Source organism: Specibacter sp. NPDC078709, assembly GCF_040686795.1.
In the GTDB taxonomy this organism is placed as follows: Bacteria; Actinomycetota; Actinomycetes; order Actinomycetales; family Micrococcaceae; genus Specibacter.
On record NZ_JBFBLU010000004.1, the window covers coordinates 371,939 to 394,150 of the forward strand.

17 protein-coding genes and 1 pseudogene are annotated in these 22,212 nt (G+C 60.0%); 10 read left to right on the plus strand and 8 right to left on the minus strand.

Going from position 1 to position 22,212, the window contains the following annotated elements:
• Window position 1 precedes the first annotated feature (1 nt).
• Window positions 2-1,090 carry a cytochrome d ubiquinol oxidase subunit II gene (gene cydB, locus AB0P14_RS10395; RefSeq protein WP_363841363.1) on the minus strand — a complete coding sequence of 363 codons (1,089 nt, stop codon included), beginning with the start codon at window positions 1,088-1,090 and terminating at the stop codon, window positions 2-4.
• Between the two features lie 85 nt (window positions 1,091-1,175).
• The gene (locus tag AB0P14_RS10400) at window positions 1,176-2,768 is read right to left on the minus strand and encodes a cytochrome ubiquinol oxidase subunit I (RefSeq protein ID WP_363841366.1); all 1,593 of its coding nucleotides are present in this window, start codon (window positions 2,766-2,768) and stop codon (window positions 1,176-1,178) included.
• A gap of 188 nt (window positions 2,769-2,956) precedes the next feature.
• Between AB0P14_RS10400 and AB0P14_RS10405 the strand changes: the two genes are divergently transcribed.
• Both AB0P14_RS10405 and AB0P14_RS10410 read left to right on the plus strand, forming a co-directional pair.
• Window positions 2,957-3,331, plus strand: coding sequence for a BlaI/MecI/CopY family transcriptional regulator (locus AB0P14_RS10405; protein ID WP_363841369.1), 375 nt, complete (start codon window positions 2,957-2,959; stop codon window positions 3,329-3,331).
• A 53-nt stretch (window positions 3,332-3,384) separates the two neighbouring features.
• Window positions 3,385-4,335 (plus strand): M56 family metallopeptidase, encoded by a 951-nt coding sequence (locus tag AB0P14_RS10410; protein WP_363841372.1) that lies wholly within the window; start codon window positions 3,385-3,387, stop codon window positions 4,333-4,335.
• Here the strand turns inward: AB0P14_RS10410 and AB0P14_RS10415 are convergent.
• Entirely contained in the window at window positions 4,332-6,452 is a 2,121-nt protein-coding gene (locus AB0P14_RS10415; RefSeq protein WP_363841375.1) for a DNA topoisomerase IV subunit B, read from the minus strand. The genes AB0P14_RS10410 and AB0P14_RS10415 overlap by 4 nt on opposite strands.
• A 189-nt stretch (window positions 6,453-6,641) precedes the next feature.
• Between AB0P14_RS10415 and AB0P14_RS10420 the strand changes: the two genes are divergently transcribed.
• Window positions 6,642-6,866, plus strand: coding sequence for a hypothetical protein (locus AB0P14_RS10420; RefSeq protein WP_363841378.1), 225 nt, complete (start codon window positions 6,642-6,644; stop codon window positions 6,864-6,866).
• A 484-nt stretch (window positions 6,867-7,350) separates the two neighbouring features.
• On the opposite strand, the gene AB0P14_RS10425 is transcribed toward AB0P14_RS10420, so the two are convergent.
• The 4 genes from AB0P14_RS10425 to AB0P14_RS10440 all read right to left on the minus strand — a co-directional run bounded on the left by AB0P14_RS10425 (window position 7,351) and on the right by AB0P14_RS10440 (window position 12,780).
• Window positions 7,351-8,619 (minus strand): RNA polymerase sigma factor, encoded by a 1,269-nt coding sequence (locus tag AB0P14_RS10425; RefSeq protein ID WP_363841381.1) that lies wholly within the window; start codon window positions 8,617-8,619, stop codon window positions 7,351-7,353.
• Window positions 8,620-8,921: 302 nt separating this feature from the next.
• Window positions 8,922-10,265: a DUF4192 domain-containing protein gene (locus tag AB0P14_RS10430; RefSeq protein WP_363841384.1), complete on the minus strand. Its 1,344-nt coding sequence runs from the start codon at window positions 10,263-10,265 to the stop codon at window positions 8,922-8,924.
• Window positions 10,266-10,445: 180 nt separating this feature from the next.
• On the minus strand, window positions 10,446-11,804 hold the full coding sequence (locus AB0P14_RS10435; RefSeq protein ID WP_363841387.1) for an MFS transporter: 1,359 nt from the start codon (window positions 11,802-11,804) through the stop codon (window positions 10,446-10,448).
• Between the two features lie 4 nt (window positions 11,805-11,808).
• The gene (locus tag AB0P14_RS10440) at window positions 11,809-12,780 is read right to left on the minus strand and encodes a PAC2 family protein (RefSeq protein WP_363841390.1); all 972 of its coding nucleotides are present in this window, start codon (window positions 12,778-12,780) and stop codon (window positions 11,809-11,811) included.
• Window positions 12,781-13,083: 303 nt separating this feature from the next.
• On the opposite strand from AB0P14_RS10440, the gene AB0P14_RS10445 reads away from it, so the two are divergent.
• From AB0P14_RS10445 to AB0P14_RS10465, 5 genes are all read left to right on the plus strand, one after another.
• Window positions 13,084-14,607 carry a leucyl aminopeptidase gene (locus AB0P14_RS10445; RefSeq protein WP_363841393.1) on the plus strand — a complete coding sequence of 508 codons (1,524 nt, stop codon included), beginning with the start codon at window positions 13,084-13,086 and terminating at the stop codon, window positions 14,605-14,607.
• Between the two features lie 251 nt (window positions 14,608-14,858).
• Entirely contained in the window at window positions 14,859-16,241 is a 1,383-nt protein-coding gene (gene lpdA, locus AB0P14_RS10450) for a dihydrolipoyl dehydrogenase (protein ID WP_363841396.1), read from the plus strand.
• Between the two features lie 138 nt (window positions 16,242-16,379).
• Window positions 16,380-18,113 (plus strand): 2-oxoglutarate dehydrogenase, E2 component, dihydrolipoamide succinyltransferase, encoded by a 1,734-nt coding sequence (sucB, locus tag AB0P14_RS10455; protein WP_363841399.1) that lies wholly within the window; start codon window positions 16,380-16,382, stop codon window positions 18,111-18,113.
• 183 nt (window positions 18,114-18,296) lie between these two features.
• The gene (locus AB0P14_RS10460; protein ID WP_363841402.1) at window positions 18,297-18,623 is read left to right on the plus strand and encodes a hypothetical protein; all 327 of its coding nucleotides are present in this window, start codon (window positions 18,297-18,299) and stop codon (window positions 18,621-18,623) included.
• A 159-nt stretch (window positions 18,624-18,782) separates the two neighbouring features.
• Window positions 18,783-19,211: an OsmC family peroxiredoxin gene (locus AB0P14_RS10465; protein ID WP_363841405.1), complete on the plus strand. Its 429-nt coding sequence runs from the start codon at window positions 18,783-18,785 to the stop codon at window positions 19,209-19,211.
• Window positions 19,212-19,373: 162 nt separating this feature from the next.
• Here AB0P14_RS10465 and AB0P14_RS10470 read toward each other — a convergent pair whose 3' ends face one another.
• Window positions 19,374-21,269, minus strand: a complete 1,896-nt coding sequence (locus AB0P14_RS10470; RefSeq protein ID WP_363841408.1) for a serine/threonine-protein kinase — start codon at window positions 21,267-21,269, stop codon at window positions 19,374-19,376.
• A gap of 60 nt (window positions 21,270-21,329) precedes the next feature.
• Here AB0P14_RS10470 and lipB point away from each other — a divergent pair, with 60 nt between their 5' ends.
• Entirely contained in the window at window positions 21,330-22,097 is a 768-nt protein-coding gene (gene lipB, locus AB0P14_RS10475) for a lipoyl(octanoyl) transferase LipB (protein ID WP_363841411.1), read from the plus strand.
• A pseudogene (locus AB0P14_RS10480) lies at window positions 22,094-22,212 on the plus strand (lipoyl synthase); the annotation flags it as partial. The gene lipB and the pseudogene AB0P14_RS10480, both read left to right, overlap by 4 nt.

A 22,212-nucleotide genomic window follows, 5' to 3' on the forward strand; every position in this document is an offset into this window, starting at 1 on the left:
ATTAGGACTTGCCGCCTGTTGTTGATTCTTCCAGTTCACCCTCGCGCACGGCACCGGCTGGAGCCAGTCCCACAGCGGGGGCAAAGTCGATCGGTTCGGGCAGGTGAGCTACGGAGATGCGCTTGCGGAAGATCCAGTAGGTCCAGGCCTGGTATGCCAGCACCAGCGGGATGCCCACGGCAGCCACAATGGACATCAAGCCCAGTGTGTAGCTTGATGAGGACGCGTTCTCCACGGTCAGGTTCCACAGCGGGTTCAGCGTGGAGGGCAGCACCACAGGGTAGACGGCGCTGAAAATGGCGGAGGCGCCGGCAAGCAGGAAGCCGCCCATGGCCAGGAAGCTGAAGCCTTCGCGACCTGCCCTGTTCGCGAACCAGGAAACTATTGCGGCAGCAACGGCCACGGCGATCAGCAACCAGCTGAACCATTTGCCGTTTTCCAACGCCACGGCAATGGCCCACACGGCCATGGGTGCCAGTCCCACAGGCATCCACCGGCCCACGAGGCGGCGGGCGCGGTGGCGGATATCGCCGTCGGTCTTCAGAGCCACGAAGGCTGCAGCCTGAATAATGGCAAAACCGACCACGGCGAGTCCACCAATCACGGCGTACCACGTGAACCAGGCGAAGGGTCCACCCACGCGGTCGCCGTTCTCATTCAGCGGCAAGCCGGTAGTGGTCAGGGCCAGCATGGCGCCGATGCCGAACGCAGCAACGAAGGAGCCGATGGCGATGGCCCAGTCCCAGACCCTGCGCCAGAGGTCGTTGTGAATCTTGCCGCGGTATTCAAAGGCTACGGCCCGGAAGATCAGGGCCAGCAGCACAAACACGAGCGGGATGTACAGGGCGGAGAACAAGGAGGCATACCAGAACGGGAACGCGGCAAAGGTGGCCGCGCCGGCCGTGATGAGCCAGACCTCGTTCCCGTCCCAGACCGGACCTACCGTGTTCAGCAGCACGCGGCGTTCCTTTTCACCCCGGGCGAAGGTCTTCATCAGCATGCCGACGCCTAGGTCGAAGCCTTCGAGGAAGAGGTAGCCGATCCACAGCACGGCAATCAATATGAACCACAGAGTGGGCAAAAAATCCATCATTAATCCTTCGGCTTCAGCAGCAGGTCAGGGGTGCAGGCAAGTCAGGGGTGTAGGCAAGTCAGGGGTGCAGATGCCGCGCGAATCAGTAAGCAAACGCAAGCACATCGTCATCAGCGTCCCCTCCCGGGTCAGTGCCGCCGTCGCCGTCGTCCTTCTTTTTCGTCTGGTCAAGCTCCGGCATGGCCGAGACCACTCCGCCACGGATGTACTTGGTCAGCAGCATGACCTCCACCACCAGCAGGACCGCGTAGACGCTGGTCAGCGCCACGAGGGAGAAGACCATCTCCCCGGCCGAGACCCCGGGAGAGACTCCGGCCGCCGTGAACAGGAAGACCTGGTCAACCCCTGACATGGAGGGGTTGGGGGCTACCACGAAGGGCTGGCGGCCCATCTCGGTGAAGATCCAGCCAGCGGCGTTGGCGCCGAACGGGGCCAGGATGCCGATCAGGGCCAGGCGCATGAGGCCCTTGGAGCGCGGCACGGTGCCCTTACGCGTGATCCACAGGGCAACGGCTGCGGCCGCGGCGGCGAGCCCGCCGAAGCCGATCATCATGCGGAAGCCCCAGTAAGTGACGGGCATGATCGGGACATAGTTGATTTCGGTGCCGGCGCGGTCGCCGTACATGGGGTCATCCGGAAGGTACTTGCCGTACTTCTCCTGGTACTCGGGAATGAGGGTGTTCACGCCCTTGATCTCGGTGTCGAAATCGTTGTGGGCCAGGAAGGAGAGCAGGCCGGGGACTTCCATGACGGCGACGACGTCGGAGCAGTCGCGGCTTCCCAGATCGCCGAGGGACAGGATGGAGAAGCCGGTGCCGTCATGGCAGGCAGCCTCGGCGGCGGCCATCTTCATGGGCTGCTGCTCAAACATGAGCTTCCCGGACAAGTCTCCGGACACGGCGGATCCGGCAAAGGCGATCATCGCCACCACGGCCCCGATCCGCAGCGACTTGATCCAGACGGAGTGGTCCTTCCTATCGCGCCCGGGAATGGTGGCGGACTCGCCCACCACGACACGGCCCTTGGCATCCACGGTGTCGATGCCGTCCTTGCGGCGGCGCCACAACTGGTACCAGGCGATGCCCAGCAGGAATCCGCCGGCCACAGCCAGCGCGCCGGTGATGGTGTGGAAGAACGCCACGAGGGCGGTGTTGTTGGTGAAGACCGCCCACGCGTCAACCATGACCGGGTGCCCGTCAAGCATTTCAACACCCACGGGATGCTGCATCCACGAGTTGGCAACGAGGATGAAGTAGGCCGAGAAAATGGAGCCGCACACCGCTATCCACAGGCATGCAAGGTGGATCTTGGCGGGGAGTTTCTTCCAGCCGAAGATCCACAGGCCCAGGAACGTGGACTCCACGAAGAACGCCAGGAGGGATTCCATGGCCAGCGGCGCGCCGAAGACATCGCCCACAAAGCGGCTATATTCACTCCACGCCATCCCAAATTGGAACTCCTGGACAATGCCCGTCGCCACGCCCATGATGAAGTTGATCAGGAACAGCTTGCCCCAGAACTTCGTCATGCGCAGGTACGCTACGTTGCCCGTTTTGTGCCATCGCGTCTGCAGTATGGCCACCAGCGTGCCCAGCCCGATAGTGAGCGGGACCATCAGGAAGTGGTACACCGTCACTATTCCGAACTGCCACCTGGCAATGTCCAGAGCTTCCACAATTTTCCCCTCATCGATCAAAAATATTCAGGCCTTGCAGCATTTTCTACGTTCCGTAGAACTCTAAGTTCTACCCCGCGTAGAACATTGTTGTCAAAAGCTGTATATTTAGTGTTGTGCGCTTGATTGGCGTACTCTCAATACTTTTGATGATTGTTTTGATGCTGGTAGTTAAGTAGAGGATTTTGATGGCAACGCTTGGAGATTTGGAAAGAGCCGTCATGGACCTGCTCTGGGAGCACCAAGAGGCCATTACGGCCAATATGCTGCGCGATTTGCTCTCACAACGCACCTCAGAAGACAACGTGGAATCGCGGCCGCTGGCCGTCACCACAGTGCTCACAGTGCTTTCCCGCTTGGAGAAAAAGGGCCTCGTGGAGCGCGAACGCGCCTCACGCCCGCACCGCTACCGCGCCGTCACTAGCCGCGAAGAGCACACTGCTGAACTCATGCTCGAGGTCTTGGGCTCAGCCCCCGACCGCGAAGCAGTTCTTGCCCGCTTCATCGGCACCGTCAGCGCCGGCGAAGCGCAGACACTGCGCAACCTCTTAGGACGTTCCTAACATCGGCGCCCTCCGGCTGCGTTACAGCGGCCGGACACGGTAGGTTGTAGATCATGTTTTGGACCTCTTGGCTCCTGGCCGCCTTGGCCGTGATCTTGGCATGGCCGGTGCCCGTGCTGCTGTCCCGCGCCGCGTGGCCGGCCCGGGCACCGTTTGCTGCGATGGTGCTGTGGCAATCGATAGCCCTCGCCGGTGGTCTTTCCATGATCGGGGCCATGCTCTGCTACGGTCTGGTGACGCTGGGCGAAAGTCTGGCCAGTGGCCTGCACGGACTACTCCGGATCTTTCTGGGCCAGGAATCCCTGGACACGTTGGGCGTATTGCACGCCTTCGCGCTCAGCGCTGCGGCCCTGCTCTCGGCGCATTTGGTATTCACCCTGTGGCTGACATACTTTCGCATTCAGCGCCAGCGCCGCCGCCACCGAGATCTTTTGCACCTGCTCAGCTCGCCGTCCGCCGACCGCCCGCACACCCTGGTCATCAATCATCAGGCTCCCGTTGCGTATTGCCTGCCGGGCGGTTCGCGCTCGGTCACGGTCCTCTCAGAGGGGCTCTTGGAGCTGTTGTCCCCCGATGAGCTGCGTGCGGTCCTGCTCCACGAACAAACCCATTTGGCTCAACGCCACCACCTGCTGCTGTGGGCTTTTGCCGCCTGGCGATCCGCCTTGCCGTGGTTGCCCACCTCAAAACTTGCCCAGCAGTCGGTCTCCTCATTGATAGAAATAATGGCCGACGACGTCGCCTTACGTTCCGTTGACAAGCCCACCTTGGTCACCGCCATCGCCTTGGTTGCCAGCGGCTCAGCCCAAGTCCCCGCGGATACTTTGATGGCGGACAACGCAGCCCTCATTGACACGCCCAGCACCACTTCGGCGCGGCTCAGCAGACTCCTGACACCCGCTACGGCATTGGCGGCCAGCCGTCAGATCCTGGTGATTGCCGCCGCACTGCTGCTGCTGGCCATCCCCACAGCGCTGCTGCTGGTCCCCGGCCTTCTGAACTAGGCGTCGATGCGGTCCTGATCCAGTTGTTCGCTGCCGGCCACAATGAATTCCTTGCGCGGGGCTACCTCGGATCCCATGAGTAATTCAAAGGTGTGTTCTGCACGATCCGCGTCGGCACTGGTGACCCGACGCAACATGCGGTGGCGGGGATCCATGGTGGTTTCGGCCAGCTGGTCTGCATCCATCTCGCCCAGACCTTTGTAGCGCTGAATGGGCTTCTTATAGCTCTTGCCAGCCTTCTCCAACTTTGCCAGCAGGGCATGCAGTTCTTGCTCGGAGTAGGTGTACACCATCTCGTTAGGCTTAGAGCCCGAATGGATGATCTCCACCCGGTGCAGTGGCGGGACAGCGGCAAAGACACGTCCGGCGTCGATCATGGGGCGCATGTAACGGAAGAACAACGTCAACAGCAAGGTACGAATATGGGCGCCGTCCACATCGGCATCCGTCATGAGAATGACCTTGCCATAGCGTGCCGACTCTAAGTCAAAACTACGTCCGGATCCAGCCCCCACCACCTGAATCAGGGCGGCACATTCGGCGTTGGCCAGCATGTCCCCCACGGAAGCCTTCTGCACATTGAGGATCTTCCCTCGAATCGGCAACAGGGCCTGAAAATCAGAAGATCGAGCCATCTTGGCAGTTCCGAGCGCACTGTCACCTTCGACGATGAACAGTTCGCTCTTCTGGACATCGGTGCTGCGGCAATCCGCCAGCTTATTAGGCAGGGAGGAAGTCTCCAGCGCGTTCTTACGGCGCTGCGTTTCCTTGTGGACACGGGCTGAAATGCGGGATTTCATCTCTGAAACCACTTTTTCCAACAACTGGGCGGCCTGCACCTTTTCCGCGCGGGCCGTTGATTCCAGCTTCTCCTTGAGTGTCTTTTCCACAACCCTGGCCACGATGGCTTTGACCGCAGGCGTGCCCAAGATTTCCTTGGTCTGTCCCTCAAACTGCGGCTCGGCCAGCCGAACGGTCAGAACGGCTGTCAAGCCCGACATGACGTCGTCCTTTTCGACCTTGTCATTGCCGGCCTTGAGCTTGCGGGCGTTGGACTCAATGACCTTGCGGAACGTTTTCAGGAGCGCCTGCTCAAAACCTTCTTGATGCCTGCCACCCTTGGGAGTAGCGATGATATTGACGAAACTGCGCATGGTGGTGTCGTAGCCAACACCCCAGCGCAGGGCGATGTCCACCTCGCAGTCACGTTCCACAGCCGTACTGACAAGCCGCCCTTCAGCGCTCAGTACGGGCACAGTTTCGGTGAAAGTGCCGTGTCCTTGGAGTCGCCAAATATCTGTCACCGACCCGCCCACGGAAAGGAAGTCCACAAACTCGGAGATACCGCCGTCGTGGTGGAAAATCTCCTCGTGTGTGGCAAACTCCCCCGGCGTCCCGGCGAGGCGGCGTTCGTCAACCACCTTGATCTTCAAACCTGGAACCAGGAAGGAAGTTTGCCGGGCACGGGCAACGAGCTCGTCATAGGAGAATTTGGCATCTGCCGTAAAGATTTGCCTGTCGGCCCAGTACCTGATCCGGGTGCCGGTCACACCGCGTTTGGTGCTGCCGACGACGTCAAGACTGGAGGCCTCAGTGAACGGCTCAAAGGCCACATCGGGGCTCAGGCTCCGGCCAGTATCTTTGAAGTGGCCGGGCTCGCCACGGCGGAAACTCATTTGATAGGTTTTGCCGCCACGATCCACTTGAGCGTCCATCCGAGACGACAAGGCGTTGACCACGCTGGCGCCCACACCATGGAGACCACCCGACGCCGCATAGGAAGTGCCGCCAAACTTGCCGCCAGCATGAAGCTTGGTCAAAACAACTTCCAAACCGGTCAGCCCGGTCTTTGGCTCCACATCCACAGGGATGCCGCGGCCGTCGTCGTGCACTTCAACGGAGGTGTCCTTGTGCAAGATAACGGTAATATTCTGGCCATATCCAGCCAGGGCCTCATCAACGGAGTTGTCGATGATTTCCCACAGACAGTGCATCAGGCCGCGGGAGTCGGTGGATCCGATGTACATGCCCGGGCGCTTACGTACAGCCTCCAGCCCTTCCAGAACAGAGAGATGGCGTGCACTGTAATCAGAACTCTGGCGTGCCACTGTGGACATACTCCTTCGAGGTTTGGTTGGCGTATCAATATCTAAGGTTAACGGCTGGTGCTGCGTTGTTGTTACAGGCTTGCCGCGCCAGCACTGATCCGGCAGGATACGCGGTTAGCGAAAGTACCCCGCGTCGATGGAAGCAACTCGCACTAATGGTGGTTGTATAAAGTACAGGAACTTATGAAGGAGGCCATCATGACCACCACGACCATCAGCAGCCCCGAGCTGACAACCCTCGACCGTTGCGACCGTTGCGGCGCACAAGCATATGTGCGGGTAGTTTTGGAATCCTCCGGCGGTGAACTGCTCTTCTGCGGCCACCACGCCCGGGCAGTGGAAGCCACGTTGAAGCCCTTGGCGGCAACCTGGCACGACGAGACCAGCCGCCTGCACGAAAAGGCACCCGTTTCAGTCGACTAACACCACTTTGAGTGGCAAGTGCGTTGACAGAGGGGCCCTGGATCACCAGGGCCCCTCTTTTGTACCCTTTTAGGGTTAGCGGCCAAGTTTGGGGTTAGCGTTGGGGTTAGCGGCCAAAATGTGTGTACAGCCCGAGCGTGTCAGTTGCTTCTTCCGATCACCATCTTCGAGTCGACATATCTGGCCCCGAAAATGCGATTAAGCGGGCCATATCTGGCGACTCGAGTGCGCGGGTTAGCGCCCCGTTTGTCTGCGAAGCGTTCGCTCACGACGACTGTCCATCTGACGACTGCCCAGCTGCTGTACTTCCAGCCCTTTGGGGGCTTGAAACGTACCTTATATTGGGACCCGCCGATCCCGGAAGCTGTGTTCCAGCAACAAACAGGCCCGCCCTCAAATAGCGAAATATCCCGTTTTTGAGACACTTTTTCGCGGCTTTAAGTGCGGGCCAGTTCGGTACTTCGGTTCTTCAGCGCACCGGATGTTAGTCCAGGTAGTCGCGCAACACCTGTGAACGTGACGGGTGACGCAGCTTAGACATCGTCTTTGATTCGATCTGACGGATACGCTCACGCGTAACACCGTAGACCTTGCCGATTTCGTCTAAAGTCTTCGGCTGGCCATCGGTCAGGCCGAAGCGCATGGCAACCACGCCTGCTTCACGCTCGGACAAGGTGTCCAGCACGGAGTGCAGCTGCTCCTGCAACAAGGTGAAGGACACTGCGTCGGCCGGAACAACAGCTTCGGAGTCTTCGATCAAGTCGCCGAACTCGGAGTCTCCGTCTTCACCCAACGGGGTGTGCAAGGAGATGGGCTCGCGGCCGTACTTCTGAACCTCAACAACCTTTTCCGGGGTCATGTCCAATTCCTTGGCCAATTCCTCGGGTGTGGGTTCGCGACCCAAGTCCTGGAGCATCTGGCGCTGCACGCGGGCCAGCTTGTTGATGACCTCCACCATGTGCACCGGGATACGAATGGTGCGGGCCTGGTCAGCCATGGCACGGGTGATGGCCTGACGGATCCACCAAGTGGCGTAGGTGGAGAACTTAAAGCCCTTGGTGTAGTCGAACTTCTCGACAGCACGGATCAGGCCCAGGTTTCCTTCTTGGATGAGGTCCAAGAACAGCATGCCGCGACCGGTGTAACGCTTGGCCAGTGAGACCACCAGGCGAAGGTTGGCTTCCAGCAGGTGATTCTTGGCGATCATGCCATCATGGACGATCCGGTCCATGTCGCGCTTGAGCTGCGGGGCCATCTCGTCAGCTCCGGCCTTCAACTTTTCAGTCGCAAACAGGCCAGCTTCAATGCGCAGGGCGAGGTCAACTTCCTGTTCAGCGTTGAGCAGCGCGACCTTGCCGATTTGCTTCAGGTAGTCCTTGACGGGGTCGGCGGTGGCGCCGGCTGACATGACCTGCTGAACAGGGGCATCGTCATCATCAGAGTCTGAATAGACGAATCCGGTGCCGGTAGCTACGGGGCGCTCAGACTTTGTCTCGTCTTGCTCGTCATCCTCAACCACTTCGTCAGTGGCAGAGTCATCTTCAACCTTGGCCTTGCCGCGTCGGGCAGGGGCGGCTGACTTCTTCGGGGCAGCGGCGGGGACAGCCTCGCCGGAAGCTTCGGCAGCGGCAGCCTTTTTGGCGGCAATGGTGGCAGCCCGCTTCTGTGCTGGCGTCAGGGGCACGGTTGCTGACGAGGACGGATCCTCAGTCTCGTTGGATGTGGAGACTTTGCTTTTAGCAGTAGCAGACACAGAAAACCTTTCTTACGGCGGTCTGTGGAGTTACCTTCGGGCAACACCACTATGACCCTGTCAAGTCCGTGTTGCTTCTCGCATCACTTTTACTTGGAGGGTCAGAGGGTATAACTCCCCAGACCACGGCATTGTTCCCGCCGCCCGAATGAACTTCCATTCGGCCTGAATCCAAAAAAGGTGAAAACTTAAACACGGACCCCACCGGGTCTTGCATCTAGTCTCTCACGATTTGCCCGCACCTTCTTGCCTACGCCACGCCCTAGAGACAGCGACAGCCTGCAATTAACATCACAGCCTGACTACGCGGCCTCATCAAGGCCGAACTCTTCACCCTTCTTATCTTCTTGCTTGCCTTCGTTCTTCTCTTCCCTGGTGACTTCTTCATTGTCGCGATTGTCGCGATGCCATGCGGTCACGGGATCCTTGGCGCATTCAGCAACGTGACCACCGGAGAGCAACTGGTCCAGGAGTGCGGCCAGACGATACCCGGGCTGGTATTCCATGCAAGCTAGGAAATACTGTCCGGCCCAACTGCCGCGCCCCTTGCACCATTGAATCCAGCCCAAGATGCACAGCACTGGTGCCTTGTCCGCTGTTTGGGTGGCCTGTGCAAGAAACTGCAGGAACGGTTCAGCCCCATCAAGTCTTTCCCAGTCCAGCAAGCAGGGTTCATCACCCTCTACCCTGGGGGCAGTGCCGCCCACCAGGATGTTGCCGAAGTCGTAGGCTGCTCCAGCCATGAGTTCCTCGGTAACCCACCCCATCTGGACTGGCCTTCCAGCGGCTTGGTTGCCACCGTACCAGTTGACTGGAACCACCAGCTCAGCCGTATCTGGTCCAGTGATGCCCAGTCCCTCCGCTCCGGCAAGGGCATACTCGGCGGAAGTTGCCAGGAGCACCATGACGGCATCCCGGACGCTTCGGTCCGCGAGGCTGGCCAGCAAGAAAGCGCACATGCAAGCGTCTGGTGGTTTGGGCCAGAGTTCAAGGCTGAACTGCCATGCCTGCAAGGTTGCGGTCAATTGCTCCGCACCACAGCCATTCATGGTTAGCGGCTCCTTGACCTTGTCACCGAGACCGGCAACCTTGGCTACGAATTCTGGATCGCGCACGGTAGTGAGTTGTGCCACTTGCTCCTTGGGGGCCTCCCCCACCATGCTGCCGCGGAAAATGAACTCGGCATTGACAAAACTTTCCTTGATGGCGGCGTTGCTCTTCCCGGGCCAGGGACAGCATGTGGCGTCAGTGCATTCAAGCGATCGCCAATGATCGGTGCCCACAAACCAAGCGTCCCGCACTGGGAGCCCCTGCGCCGCAAACTCCTGACACAGGTTCCTGTAGAGCTTGGCATGAGGAAATTTCTTGGGTTCGAGCCAGTCGCAGCGGCCAAAAATGGCGATGAGGCAGCCGTCCGATTCCGTGTCGCAGGCCAACTGCGTTGCCGCAATGGTGGCAAAGTGGACCGTCTCCCTGCTGGTGGCATCATCGGGGGGAAGGTCCAACCGCATGGTGGCCCGAAGCTTTTTACCCTTCATGGCGATGCATACAATACTGGTCTCTGGCCAGTACCCCACCATATGGGGAATGAATGCCAGGAGGTCCTCACCGGCACTAACTTTGATCTTCTCTGGTTCTGTATTCATGTCCCAAGAGTGCTGCCCTCTCGCCCCGGAATCTAGAGCAATTTCCGTAAAAGGCGATATCTGTGGATAACGGGGGCCTGCATCCGCATGAAGAGGGTCAAAAACTTTCCTAGAGCCGGGCGGTCGTAGTCAGGGCAGCTCAGGGCCCAAGGGCCAGCAGAGCGCAGTCACAGCTGAAATTTATTGCCTTCGCTTAAGCTTTTCAGCGCGCAGCTCATCCCGGTATTGCTGCTGACGCCGGCGTCTGTCCGAGAGGACATCGCGCAGCGGCAGAATCCCTTCACCCCGGGCGGCCATAGAGCCGCGAATAATACGCCGGGTCCTGATAACGGCGACAATCCCGATACCCAGAACCAGGAACTGGAAGCTGAACGCCACACGGAAGGCATCCAGTGAATACAGGCCCTCGGAAGAAAAGCCCGTTCCGTTCAGCAGGTCAAGCACCAGCCCAACCATGTACATGGTCACCAACGCGGCAAAGAATCCGCCCACGTTCACGATGCCGGTGGCTGTTCCTACCCGGTGGGAGGGGTTGAAGGTCCGCGCGAAATCAAAGCCGATCATCGAGGCAGGCCCGCCCAAGGCTAGGACTAAGACCAGCAGCGCCAACAACCAGAGCGGAGATGGCCCTGCCTGAACCAATACCGCTGCCCACGCCGCGACTATGGCAAAGGAAACGGCGAGCACCATGGTGGATCGTCGCAGCGGATGTTTGCCCACCCAGCTGCCAAGGAAAGGTCCACAGACGATTCCCACCACCACAAACATGCTCAACAAGAGACTCGCAGTAGAGCTATCTAAACCTTGACCGGAGACCAGAAAGGGGTAGCCCCACGTCAGCACAAAGACAGTTCCGGAGAATTGTGTGGCGAAGTGGCTCCACATGCCCAGCCGGGTTCCTGGTTGCCTCCACGCAGTAGCAAGGTCGGCGGCAGTTTCTTTCATGCCATGCCGCACCACGGGTGAGACTGAACCGGCGGGCGCATTTCGCAATAGCGCGGCGGACAAGACACAAGCCAGCACACCCAGCGCCGCAAGCCCCAAAAATCCTTGGCTCCAACCCTGATGGTGCAGCACCCACGCAAACGGGGCAATGCTGATGAGCTGGCCGATCTGGCCTAACTGCCCCGTCAACTGGGTCAGGACCGGAACCCTACGCGAAGGAAACCAGAGAGGGATGAGCCGGATCACGGCAATAAACGTCATGGCGTCGCCTGCGCCGACAAAAACGCGGCCCACCACACCGGCAGGGATGGAGGAAGCGGCCGCCAGTTGCAGCTGCCCCACGGCCATCAACCCGGCACCGGCGGCGATCATGAAGCGTGGACCGAATCGGTCTACGAGCATGCCCACAGGGATTTGCAGCGCCGCGTAAACAACAAGCTGGATGACGGTGAAAGCCGACAAAGCCGCCGCAGTGGCGCCAAAACGGTCGGTAGCTACCAGACCGGCAACACCAAAAGAGGTTCTCTGGGTGATAGCAATCAGATAGGCGAAGACACCGATACCCCAAACCAGCCATGCACGCTTACTATCCACCTGTTTAGCTTATGCCACCTTCAGGCTCGTTCTGGTTCTGGGCGCCGCTGTCACGGCTGGCCAGGTAAGCCTCAACGGCGGCACCGAGCTCATCGGCGTCGGGCAATTCATCGTTATCCCCTGCCAAGAGGGAGCGTCGAGCAACGCCGTCGGTGTGTTCGTCGTAGCGCTGCTCTAGGTTCGTCACGACCGAGGCCACCTCACTGGAGGCCGCCACCTGTTCAGTAATTTGACGTTCCACAGCCCGTCCGGCCTCACGCAGGCGTTCGCTGGGCAGCATCAGCGAGGCTGCTGCGCCCAGGTATTCCAGACCGGCGACGGCGGCGGGCGGGTACTCGGCGTCGGACAGGTAATGCGGGACGTGGATGGCGTAACCCACCACGTTGCGCCCTGCCGCAGCGAGCTTGACCTCAAGCACGTGACCAATCGCGGCCGGAATCTCCATGGTGGCCTTCCACGCCGAAATGCCCTCGATCAGATCCGGACGGTTGCCGTGTACCGTAGCCCCAATCGGGCGGGTGTGCGGCACCGGCATGGGCACCGAATGCACCCAAGCCACCAGATTCACATCGAAGCGTTCCACCAAACCCAAAACGGCATCACTGAACCGCTCCCACTGCAGATCGGGCTCGCTGCCGTTCAAGTACAAGAACGGTGTTCCCAGAGCATCGACCATGCGGTGCAACACTAGCGAGGGAGCCTGGTAGTCGCTGAGCCGGTCTTCGGTGAATGTCACCCGGGGCCGACGTGAACGGTAGTCAACAAGTTGGTCAATATCGAAAATGGCCACGGGCTCGTGGGCCAGATGATCATGCAATTCGCCGGCGATCTGAGTCACCACGTGGCCTGCGTCGGAGAATCCTGTGAAGGCCATGACCAGGTTGACGCCGCTGAGGTCTTCGGCGGCCAGCAACTCCTCATTCAGGGCGTAGAGGGACTCAGGGGCGTGAAACGGGGCGTACTCGAAATTTTTCATGGACTTCCTCAGCAGCTTATGACTCTAAACAGCACAACACCGCAGGCCCCCCGAAACATTCCGCGAACATCTTATGTGGCGCGTAATGCTGCGGACTCTTTGCAGTTCCGTGACGCTAGGACTTTACCTTGAGCGCCTCAACGGACCGAACCCTGCGGTAACGGATGGTGCGCAAGGTGAACCGAAAAAGCAGCCACTTCACTGGCGGTTGACACCAACCGGAAGGCAATCGATTTGCGTTGGGGCTACGATCGAAAGCAGCGACATAGTTCATCAACACCCCACAGTGAGGACAGTAATTCCGTGAGTGCAAAAGAAACCATCAGCTTCCGCGTCATCAACACCGACCTGGCGAAAGCCACCTCCGACGCTCTGGTGATAGCCGTGGCCAAGAGCGCCGACGGCCCCGTCATCCTCGACACGCCACTATCTCCGGCAACCCTCACCTCCTTGAAAGCCTCACTTTCCGCCCTCGGCGTGACAGGTGCAGCCGATCAAATTGTGCGCCTGCCTGGCCTTCCAGACACCGGCGCCAAGATCCTGGTCCTGGCCGGAGTAGGAACGGTCAAGGGCGCCACGGTCAGCGAAGAAGCCCTGCGCCGACTAGCTGGAGCCACTACCCGCCAGCTGGCCGGGACTAATCACGTTGTCTTCGCAGTACCTACGACGGCGGTCACTCACGTTGCCGCTTTGGCCGAGGGTGCCGCTCTGGGCGCCTACCAGTACGCCAGCATGCACACCAACACGGCAGCTAAGCAGGCCCCCGTGTCCAAGGTCACCATCTATTCAACACTGGCTAAAGATCCTGAACTGGCCGCAGCTTTGGAGCGGGCCTCTGTTGTAGCCAAGGCTGTCAACGCGACCCGCACTCTGGTCAATGAGCCGCCGAGTAAGTTGTTTCCGGCGACCTTTGCTGACGCGGCACGCGAACTGTCTAAGGGCTTGCCCGTCAAGGTCACCGTCTTCGATGAGAAGAAACTGCTCAAGGACGGCTGGGGCGGCATCATGGGTGTGGGCCAAGGCTCCTCTCGCCCTCCGCGCATGGTCAAGGTTGAGTACAAGTCCGAGCGTGCCGTAGCCAGCCTTGCCCTGGTGGGCAAGGGCATCACTTTCGATAGCGGTGGAATTTCGATCAAGCCCGGCGCCGGCATGGTCACCATGAAGTGTGACATGGCCGGGGCCGCCGCCGTACTCAACACGGTTTTGGCAGTCGCCGCGCTGGGGCTGCCGGTCAACGTCACCGGTTGGCTCTGTATTGCCGAAAACATGCCTTCCGGCACGGCAATCCGGCCCTCCGATGTCCTCACAATCCTTGGCGGCAAGACTGTGGAAGTGCTCAACACCGATGCCGAAGGTCGTTTGGTCATGGCCGATGGCCTCGTCGCCGCCTCCGCCGAATTCCCGGATGTGATCATCGATGTCGCTACCCTGACCGGCGCCCAAGTGGTGGCCCTGGGCCACCGCACCGCAGGTGTCATGGGCGATGAAGGCGTCAGCGCCGCACTGAAGGCTGCCGCTGATCGGGCCGGCGAACTGGTGTGGCCCATGCCGTTGCCGGAAGAACTGCGTCCTTCATTGGACTCGCCGGTGGCCGACATGGCGAACATTGGCGAACGGATGGGCGGCATGATGACCGCTGCCGTCTTCCTGCAGGAGTTCATCGGCAAGGGTAAGGATGGGGAAACCATCCCCTGGGCTCACCTCGACATCGCTGGCCCTGCCTTCAACGAAGGCGCACCGTACGGTTACACCCCCAAGCAGGGAACCGGAATGGCTGTCCGGACCTTGGTGAGCTACGTGGAAGACGTCGTGGCTCGCAGCGCCTAAGTTTTTTTCAGTCACCCCATCCTGCACCACCTCCACCGTCACAGCGGAAGTGAGTATGACCACATTCGCCATAGTGTGACAGCTGTGACGGTGCAGGGTGGGACAACTGACGTAAGGTAAATCCTGAAAGTATTTGTCTTTGACTTCGAAGAAGTCTGGGACGTTCCCAAAGAACTCTCAGACTTCTTTCAATAAATGATGAGATGACGCGACAAAGTGTGCGCGTCACCCGAACGCGAGGGAGCGTCTAAGTGGCCGAACAGGCAGCTGGGCAAGAATTCGATATTTTGGTTCTCGGCGGTGGCAGCGGCGGTTACGCAACTGCTCTGCGCGCAGTCCAATTGGGCATGACCGTTGGTCTTGTGGAGAAGGGCAAGTTGGGTGGCACCTGCCTGCACAACGGCTGTATCCCCACCAAGGCGCTGCTGCACGCAGCTGAGGTCGCTGATCACGCACGTGAAGGCGCCTCCATTGGTGTCAACAGCCAGCTCAACAGCATTGACCTGGTGGGCGTGAACAAGTACAAGGACGGCATCATTGCCGGCAAGTACAAGGGATTGCAGGGTCTCATCAAGGGCAAGGGCGTCACGGTCATCGAAGGTGAAGGCCGCCTGACCGCAGCTAACACCATCACCGTGAACGGCGTGAACTACACCGGCAAGAACATTGTTCTGGCCACTGGTTCATACTCCCGCAGCCTGCCCGGCTTGGAAATTGGTGGCAAGGTCATCACCTCAGACGAGGCACTGAGCATGACTGAACTGCCCAAGAGCGCAATCGTGCTCGGTGGCGGCGTCATCGGCGTCGAATTTGCTTCCGTTTGGAAGTCCTTCGGCGTAGAGGTCACCATCATCGAAGGCATGGCCTCACTGGTTCCCAACGAAGATGCCGCCATCATCAAGGTGCTTGAGCGCACCTTCCGTAAGCGTGGCATCAAGTTCAACACCGGTACCTTCTTCCAGGGCGTTGAGCAGAACAACGACGGCGTCAAGGCCACCTTGGTTGATGGCAAGACGTTCGAAGCTGATCTCATGCTCGTTGCTGTTGGCCGTGGCCCGTCCACCGCCGGCATGGGCTTTGAAGAAGCTGGCGTCACGATCGACCGCGGCTTCGTCATCACCAATGAGCGCCTCCACACCGGCGTTGGCAATATCTACGCAGTAGGCGACATTGTCCCCGGCGTTCAGTTGGCTCACCGCGGCTTCCAGCAGGGCATCTTTGTTGCTGAGGAAATTGCTGGCTTGAACCCGGTCATCGTCGAAGACATCAACATCCCCAAGGTCACCTTCTGTGACCCGGAGATTGCTTCCGTTGGTTTGAACGAGAAGCAGGCCAAGGAAAAGTTCGGCGACAGCAATGTCGAGACCACCGAGTACAACCTCGCTGGAAACGGCAAGAGCGCCATCCTGGGCACCGGCGGCATCATCAAGTTCGTCCGCGAAAAGGATGGCCCCGTGGTGGGTGTTCACATGATCGGCAGCCACATTGGCGAGCAGATTGGTGAAGCACAGCTCATCGTGAACTGGGAAGCCTACCCCGAGGACATCGCGGGTCTGATTCATGCACACCCCACGCAGAACGAAGCTTTGGGAGAAGCGGCAATGGCTTTGGCCGGACGCCCGCTCCACGGCTAGCAACAAAAAATGGTGCACCCGGCGTTCGCGCCGGGTGCACTAAGCTACAAATACGACCTATTTCTAAGAATTTCAGGGCCCTGCAGCATCGTGCAGGCCCAGACAAATGCAGCGCATTAGAAGGAGAACGGGGACGAAATGTCTGAATCCGTGAACTTGCCCGCCTTGGGTGAAAGCGTCACCGAAGGAACCGTCACACGATGGCTCAAGCAGGTTGGGGAACGCGTCGAAGTAGACGAGCCCTTGCTGGAAGTATCCACCGACAAGGTTGACACCGAGATCCCGTCGCCCTTCGCTGGCATTCTGGAAGAGATCCTCGTTCCCGAGGACGAGACCGCTGAAGTTGGCGCCACTTTGGCCCGCATCGGCACCGGCGAAGCAGGCAGCGCGCAAGCGCCTGCAGCTGCTGAGGCTCCGGCCGAGCCGGCTGCTGCACCCGCCGCTCCTGCCGCTCCTGCCGAAGCACCCGCAGCCGCACCGGCCGAATCAGCTGCTCCTGCTGGCGATGCCCACGAACTGGTTCTGCCGGCGCTGGGCGAGTCCGTCACCGAAGGTACCGTCACCCGCTGGCTCAAGGCCGTTGGTGACACCATCGAGGTCGACGAGCCGCTACTGGAGGTTTCCACCGACAAGGTTGACACCGAGATCCCCTCCCCCGTGGCTGGTGTCTTGCTGGAGATCCGCGTCCCTGAAGACGAGACCGCTGAAGTCGGTGGCGTGCTGGCACTGATCGGCGCCGCTGGCGCAGCCGCTCCGGCCGCTGCTCCGGCTCCGGCTCCTGTTGCCGAAGCTGCAGCTCCCGTTGCTGCTCCTGCCCCGGTCGCCACCCCCGCTCCGGCTGCACCCGCTGCCGCACCGGCCGCTCCGGCCCCCGTTGCTGCCCCTGCAGCTCCGGCCGCCGCACCTGCTGCTGCTCCGGCCGCTGCTGCGTCGGGATCAGAGTCCAACTACGTGACCCCCTTGGTTCGCAAGTTGGCCAAGCAGCACAACATTGACATCGCCACCGTCACCGGTTCCGGTGTTGGTGGACGCATCCGCAAGGAAGATGTTGTCGCCGCCGCAGAAGCCGCCAAGGCTGCTGCGGCCCCGGCCCCGAGCGCATCCGCCGCCCCCGCTGCCAAGGCTGCCGCCGCCGTCGTACCGTCTTCATTGCGCGGCACCACTGTCAAGGCACCTCGCATCCGCCAGGTCATCGCCCGCCGCATGCGCGAATCGCTGGAAGCTTCCACGCAGCTCACGCAGGTGCACGAGATCGACATGACGCGCATCGTCAAGCTGCGCGCCAAGTCGAAGGACAACTTCGCCGCCACGAACGGCACCAAGCTGACCTACCTGCCCTTCATTGCCAAGGCAGTCACCGAAGCGCTCAAGGTGCACCCCTCGGTCAACGGTGAGTACAACGAGGAAACTCAGCAGATCACCTACCACAACGCCGAGCACCTCGCGATTGCTGTGGACACCGACAAGGGCCTGCTGGTTCCTGTCATCTCCAACGCAGGCGATCTGAACCTTGCTGGCCTGGCCGGCAAGATCGCCGATGTTGCCGCACGCACCCGCAGCGGCAAGATCGGTCCGGATGAGCTCTCCGGTGGCACGTTCTCCATCACGAACATCGGTTCCGTTGGCGCCCTGTTCGACACCCCGATCATCAACCAGCCCAACGTTGCCATCCTGGGCACCGGCGCGATCGTCAAGCGCGCAGTGGTTGTTGCTGACGCAGACGGCGACGACAGCATCGCCATCCGTCACATGATGTACCTGTGCCTGACGTACGATCACCGCCTGGTGGACGGCGCGGACGCTGGCCGCTTCCTGCAGACCTTGAAGGCCCGCCTGGAAGAGGGCGCGTTTGAGGCTGACCTGGGCCTGTAACACGTCCCTTGCATGAATATTCGACGGCGGCCGTCGGCTTGGATTTTTCAAGTCGCCGGCCGCCGTTCTCATGTCAGACCGCCTTGCCCACTTGTTACGTGCGCCACATTAGGCACTCCTTGATAGACACTGTGTCAGTAAATTGTTTAAGCTGAAGCTATGGACTTCTTACACTTATTTCTCGTGTTTTTGCATATTCTGGGTGCCGCTGCGATCGTTGGCGGCTGGCTCGCCGCCTTCAAGACGCCGACCGTGACCCAGTGGCAGTGGATTGGTGCGCTGACCCAGCTCATCACAGGCCTGTTGCTCGTAGGCTTGGCTGAAATGGGCGATGGCGACGTCAACCACATCAAGATTGGCGTCAAGGTGGTCATCGCCTTGGTTATTGCCGTAGCTGCTTTCATTGGCCGCCGCAAGGTCAAGAACAACCAGGATGTCTCCAAGGGTCTGGCCCACGCAGTGGGTGGCATGGCGTTCATCAACATCGCTGTCGCTGTTTTCTGGGTCTAATCTTCACGCTTAAGTACGGCGCCTTTCGCCGTGAGCACAGTTTCTTCACTGTTCTCACTGTGAAAGGCGCCGTGCGGCATTTAAAGCAATAGGGTGGAGGTGGATGTTCAGATGAATCCATCTGAACCCGTGGATTTGAATACACCTCAAGGAGTTAACATGGCAGCAACTCGTAACGCCCATGCAGGCTGGGTCGGCGACCTTCCCACAGGCAAGGGTCAAGTCACCTTGGACAGTTCAGAACTGGGCACCTTTGACATCACATGGAGGGCTCGCACCGAAGCCTCCGAGGGCAAGACCAGCCCAGAAGAACTCATCGCCGCAGCACACTCATCGTGCTTCGCCATGGCTTTCTCGCACGAGCTGGCTGGCGCAGGCTTCGCCGCTGACTATGTCAACACCAGCGCCGCCGTCACGTTCGTCCCCGGCACCGGCATCACCGGCAGCCACCTGACGCTCGCAACGAAAATCCCGGGCATCACCCAGGAACAGTTCGACACCATTGCCAACGGCGCCAAGGCAGGCTGCCCCGTGTCAGCCGCACTGGCCGGCGTCGAGATCACCCTCGAGGCAACGCTGGAGGCATAAGCACCTCCCGGAACCACAGAACCTGAAGAGTAAAGGCATGGGCGGTAACTGCTATGGCGGTTGCCGCCCATACTTATGCCCGGCAAGTCTTCAGCGATGACGTCCTGCCGCATCTGAAGCCTGCCGCACCTTACCCGTGCTGTACTTTATTGCCACTAGGCGTCACCGTTCATTGACCACCTCGGCAGGCAAGGGTGCGGCCTCGAGAACTTGCTGGATCTGCCAGCGGGAATCCACTCTGATGAGGAGAATGGTCAGCTCTTGGCGTTGCTCCGAAGGATAATTATGCACCAACAAACCATCAGCATCCTGTTCTGCAAAGGAACTTGTGAGGATAGTTGCCTGCAGGGTTGCTGTGCCGTTCCCGTCCACATCACCGCCAGCTAATGGAGACGCACTCGCGCTCCTGTGGACCTGCTCTACCGCAAACTCCAATCCCGTAAATCCATGTCCGTTGGCCGACAAGGCAGTCACAATAGCCGTATCTGCCGCCAACGCCGGCGAACCCTTCCCATTGATGTGGTCCAGCAGGCCCTGATCTACGTGGGACAGCGCAAAAGATCTGGCCCAGGCCAACGACCGAAAGGCTACCTCCGGTTCTGGCGCGAGCAGTCCCTGCTGGATTTCAGAGGGAAGCGCCCCAGCCCAGGGCAGTGACGCTCCATTGCTTTCTAGGGCTGGAAGCTCTCGTGCGGGAGCCGCCGATGACACTCCCTGGTGAAGCACTTCCGCTCCGTCTGCGATTGGAGCAAGCCGCCCTCCGTTCATCACCACGACCCCCACTACGGCCGCTGCCAGTCCCAGCAGCGCTAACACCCACGTCACTGCCCGTCCCCACGCTCTTCCCCGCGCTCGGTCCCGGCTTTGTCCCCGCGCTCGGTCCCGTTCCCCGCCCCGGACACTGCCGGAGACGCGTGACGTTCCGGGCCCGCGTCTCGGTGCGGCCCTCCGACCAGCCGCGGTAGCTTGGGTGCCAGCTGGGATCCCCAACCGGGGTGGCGCCTCGGCGTTCCCCCATAGTGAATCGAGGCTCTTGATCTTCCTGCGACGAGAAAACCAGTGAGCACTCTTCATTGGCTCCCCATCGGCAAGACCGGCACCGCGTCGCCCCAGAACTCTAAGCCTCCTGCCATGCAGCGCCCGGCTAGGTGCTTTTCTTTTAACGTTCACAGCGCGCCGGGTGGGTAATTCAGGGAGCACACTGGGGTGCACGGCATGCGCTAACATCACAGATTCCGCTTTGGCACTTCGATACACCGCCTGGGCAAAAGCCGCGGCCGTGGGACGTTGCACGGGGTCTTCCTGCAACCCCGCTTCCAGGGCAGCCACCAGCTCGCCCGGAACAGTGGGAACCAGACTGGACAGTGGCGGACGATCCCTGGTTGGCGGAGGGGTCCGGCCGGTCAAAGCAAACCAGCCCACGGCGGAGAGCGCATACACGTCGGAGGCTTCATTCCGCTGCCCATCGGAGGGACAAAAATACCCGGGTGTCCCAGCTGGCTGCTCCGCCGCTTGACCCAACACCCGGCTAAAGCCAAAGTCCGCCAGGAAGGGCTTTCCGCTCGCGCTGAGCAAAACGTTACCGCTAGAAACATCGCCATGGATAGCTCCACGTCCATGCAAAAACGCCAATACCTGACCCATCGGCGTCAGGATGGTCACCACCTCCCCTACAGACAGCGGGCCGCGTGCCCGCACAATTTGGCTCAAGGAACCACCTGCCGCGAACTCCATGATCAAAACCAGTGAGCCGTTACTATCAGCCACGAGCCGGTGCATCGGAATGAGGTGTTCGTGTTTGAACTGTGCCAGTAGCCGCCATTCTTGCGTGATTTGGCTCTCATTGTGACGACCGGATTCGCTGGTGTGAGCTCCTCGTACGAGGGCCGCTTCAGTGGACAGGAACTTTGCCGCCACTGGGGCGGAACCATCATGCGCGGACATGAGCCACACCTGACCCTGCGATCCACCGCCCAAACAGCGCACGGGGTCATAACCAGATATGCGGGGAGGCCGTTCCGGAATCTGTGGCTTGACGGGTTTGGCGATGGAGTCCATACATAAGTAGTAGTCCTCTTTCGAATTTCCTGCTCGAAGTTATCCACAGGGCTGCGCGTCATGAAGAATTCTGATTTAGGCGAATTTGCATCGTCCTCTAAAGTGACCACTATGAGTGTTGAGTTCACCGAAATTGGATTAGCCCCAAATTTTATTGACTACGCCAGTGCCTGGGATCTGCAGCGTAGCGTCCATGACGGCGTCGTTGCAGGCAACGTGCCAAACACGGCGCTGCTCTTGGAACATGCGCCGGTGTACACAGCCGGGAAACGGACCGAGGAGCATGAACGTCCCTTCGACGGCACCCCTGTGATCAATGTTGATCGCGGTGGCAAGCTCACCTGGCACGGCCCAGGCCAGCTCGTGATGTACCCGATCGTTCGCTTGGCCGATGCCCACAGCATCCGCGCTTATGTCCACGCCCTCGAGGACATCATCATCGAGGTTTTAGCTCATTTCACGATCGATGGCGTACGCGTCGAGGGACGCGCTGGTATCTGGCTTCTAGCAGATAACAAAGGCCCCACACGGAAAATTGCTGCGATCGGCATCCGCGTCCATGACGGAGTCACGATGCATGGCATTGCCATCAATGCCAACAACAGCCTTGAACCGTACAACCAGATCATCGCCTGCGGAATTCAGGACGCCGGCACCACCACAATGGCGGCCGAGACTGGCGAGGACATCACGCCCCGGGACCTGCTTTCCCATGTGCAACTGGCCACTGAAAAATTCTTAGCACCACTTATCACCGAATTTGCGCCCCATGAGGCCACAACCGCCGATGCCGTTGACACGGCGCGGCCAGAAGGAGCATTGCCGTGACGTTGGCACCTGAGGGACGGAAGTTGTTGCGGATTGAGCAGCGTAATGCTGCGGTTCCGGTTGAGCGTAAGCCGGAGTGGATGAAGACGAAGGTCGAGATGGGCCCGGAGTTCAT

Excerpts from the sequence above, each read along its gene's own strand:
- AB0P14_RS10430 (WP_363841384.1), bottom strand. The coding sequence starts at position 10,265 with ATGAATACAGAACCAGAGAAGATCAAAGTTAGTGCCGGTGAGGACCTC.
- sucB (WP_363841399.1), top strand. The coding sequence starts at position 16,380 with ATGTCTGAATCCGTGAACTTGCCCGCCTTGGGTGAAAGCGTCACCGAA.
- AB0P14_RS10465 (WP_363841405.1), top strand. The coding sequence starts at position 18,783 with ATGGCAGCAACTCGTAACGCCCATGCAGGCTGGGTCGGCGACCTTCCC.
- AB0P14_RS10420 (WP_363841378.1), top strand. The coding sequence starts at position 6,642 with ATGACCACCACGACCATCAGCAGCCCCGAGCTGACAACCCTCGACCGT.
- cydB (WP_363841363.1), bottom strand. The coding sequence starts at position 1,090 with ATGGATTTTTTGCCCACTCTGTGGTTCATATTGATTGCCGTGCTGTGG.
- AB0P14_RS10440 (WP_363841390.1), bottom strand. The coding sequence starts at position 12,780 with ATGAAAAATTTCGAGTACGCCCCGTTTCACGCCCCTGAGTCCCTCTAC.
- AB0P14_RS10405 (WP_363841369.1), top strand. The coding sequence starts at position 2,957 with ATGGCAACGCTTGGAGATTTGGAAAGAGCCGTCATGGACCTGCTCTGG.
- AB0P14_RS10470 (WP_363841408.1), bottom strand. The coding sequence starts at position 21,269 with ATGGACTCCATCGCCAAACCCGTCAAGCCACAGATTCCGGAACGGCCT.
- AB0P14_RS10415 (WP_363841375.1), bottom strand. The coding sequence starts at position 6,452 with ATGTCCACAGTGGCACGCCAGAGTTCTGATTACAGTGCACGCCATCTC.
- lipB (WP_363841411.1), top strand. The coding sequence starts at position 21,330 with ATGAAGAATTCTGATTTAGGCGAATTTGCATCGTCCTCTAAAGTGACC.
- AB0P14_RS10410 (WP_363841372.1), top strand. The coding sequence starts at position 3,385 with ATGTTTTGGACCTCTTGGCTCCTGGCCGCCTTGGCCGTGATCTTGGCA.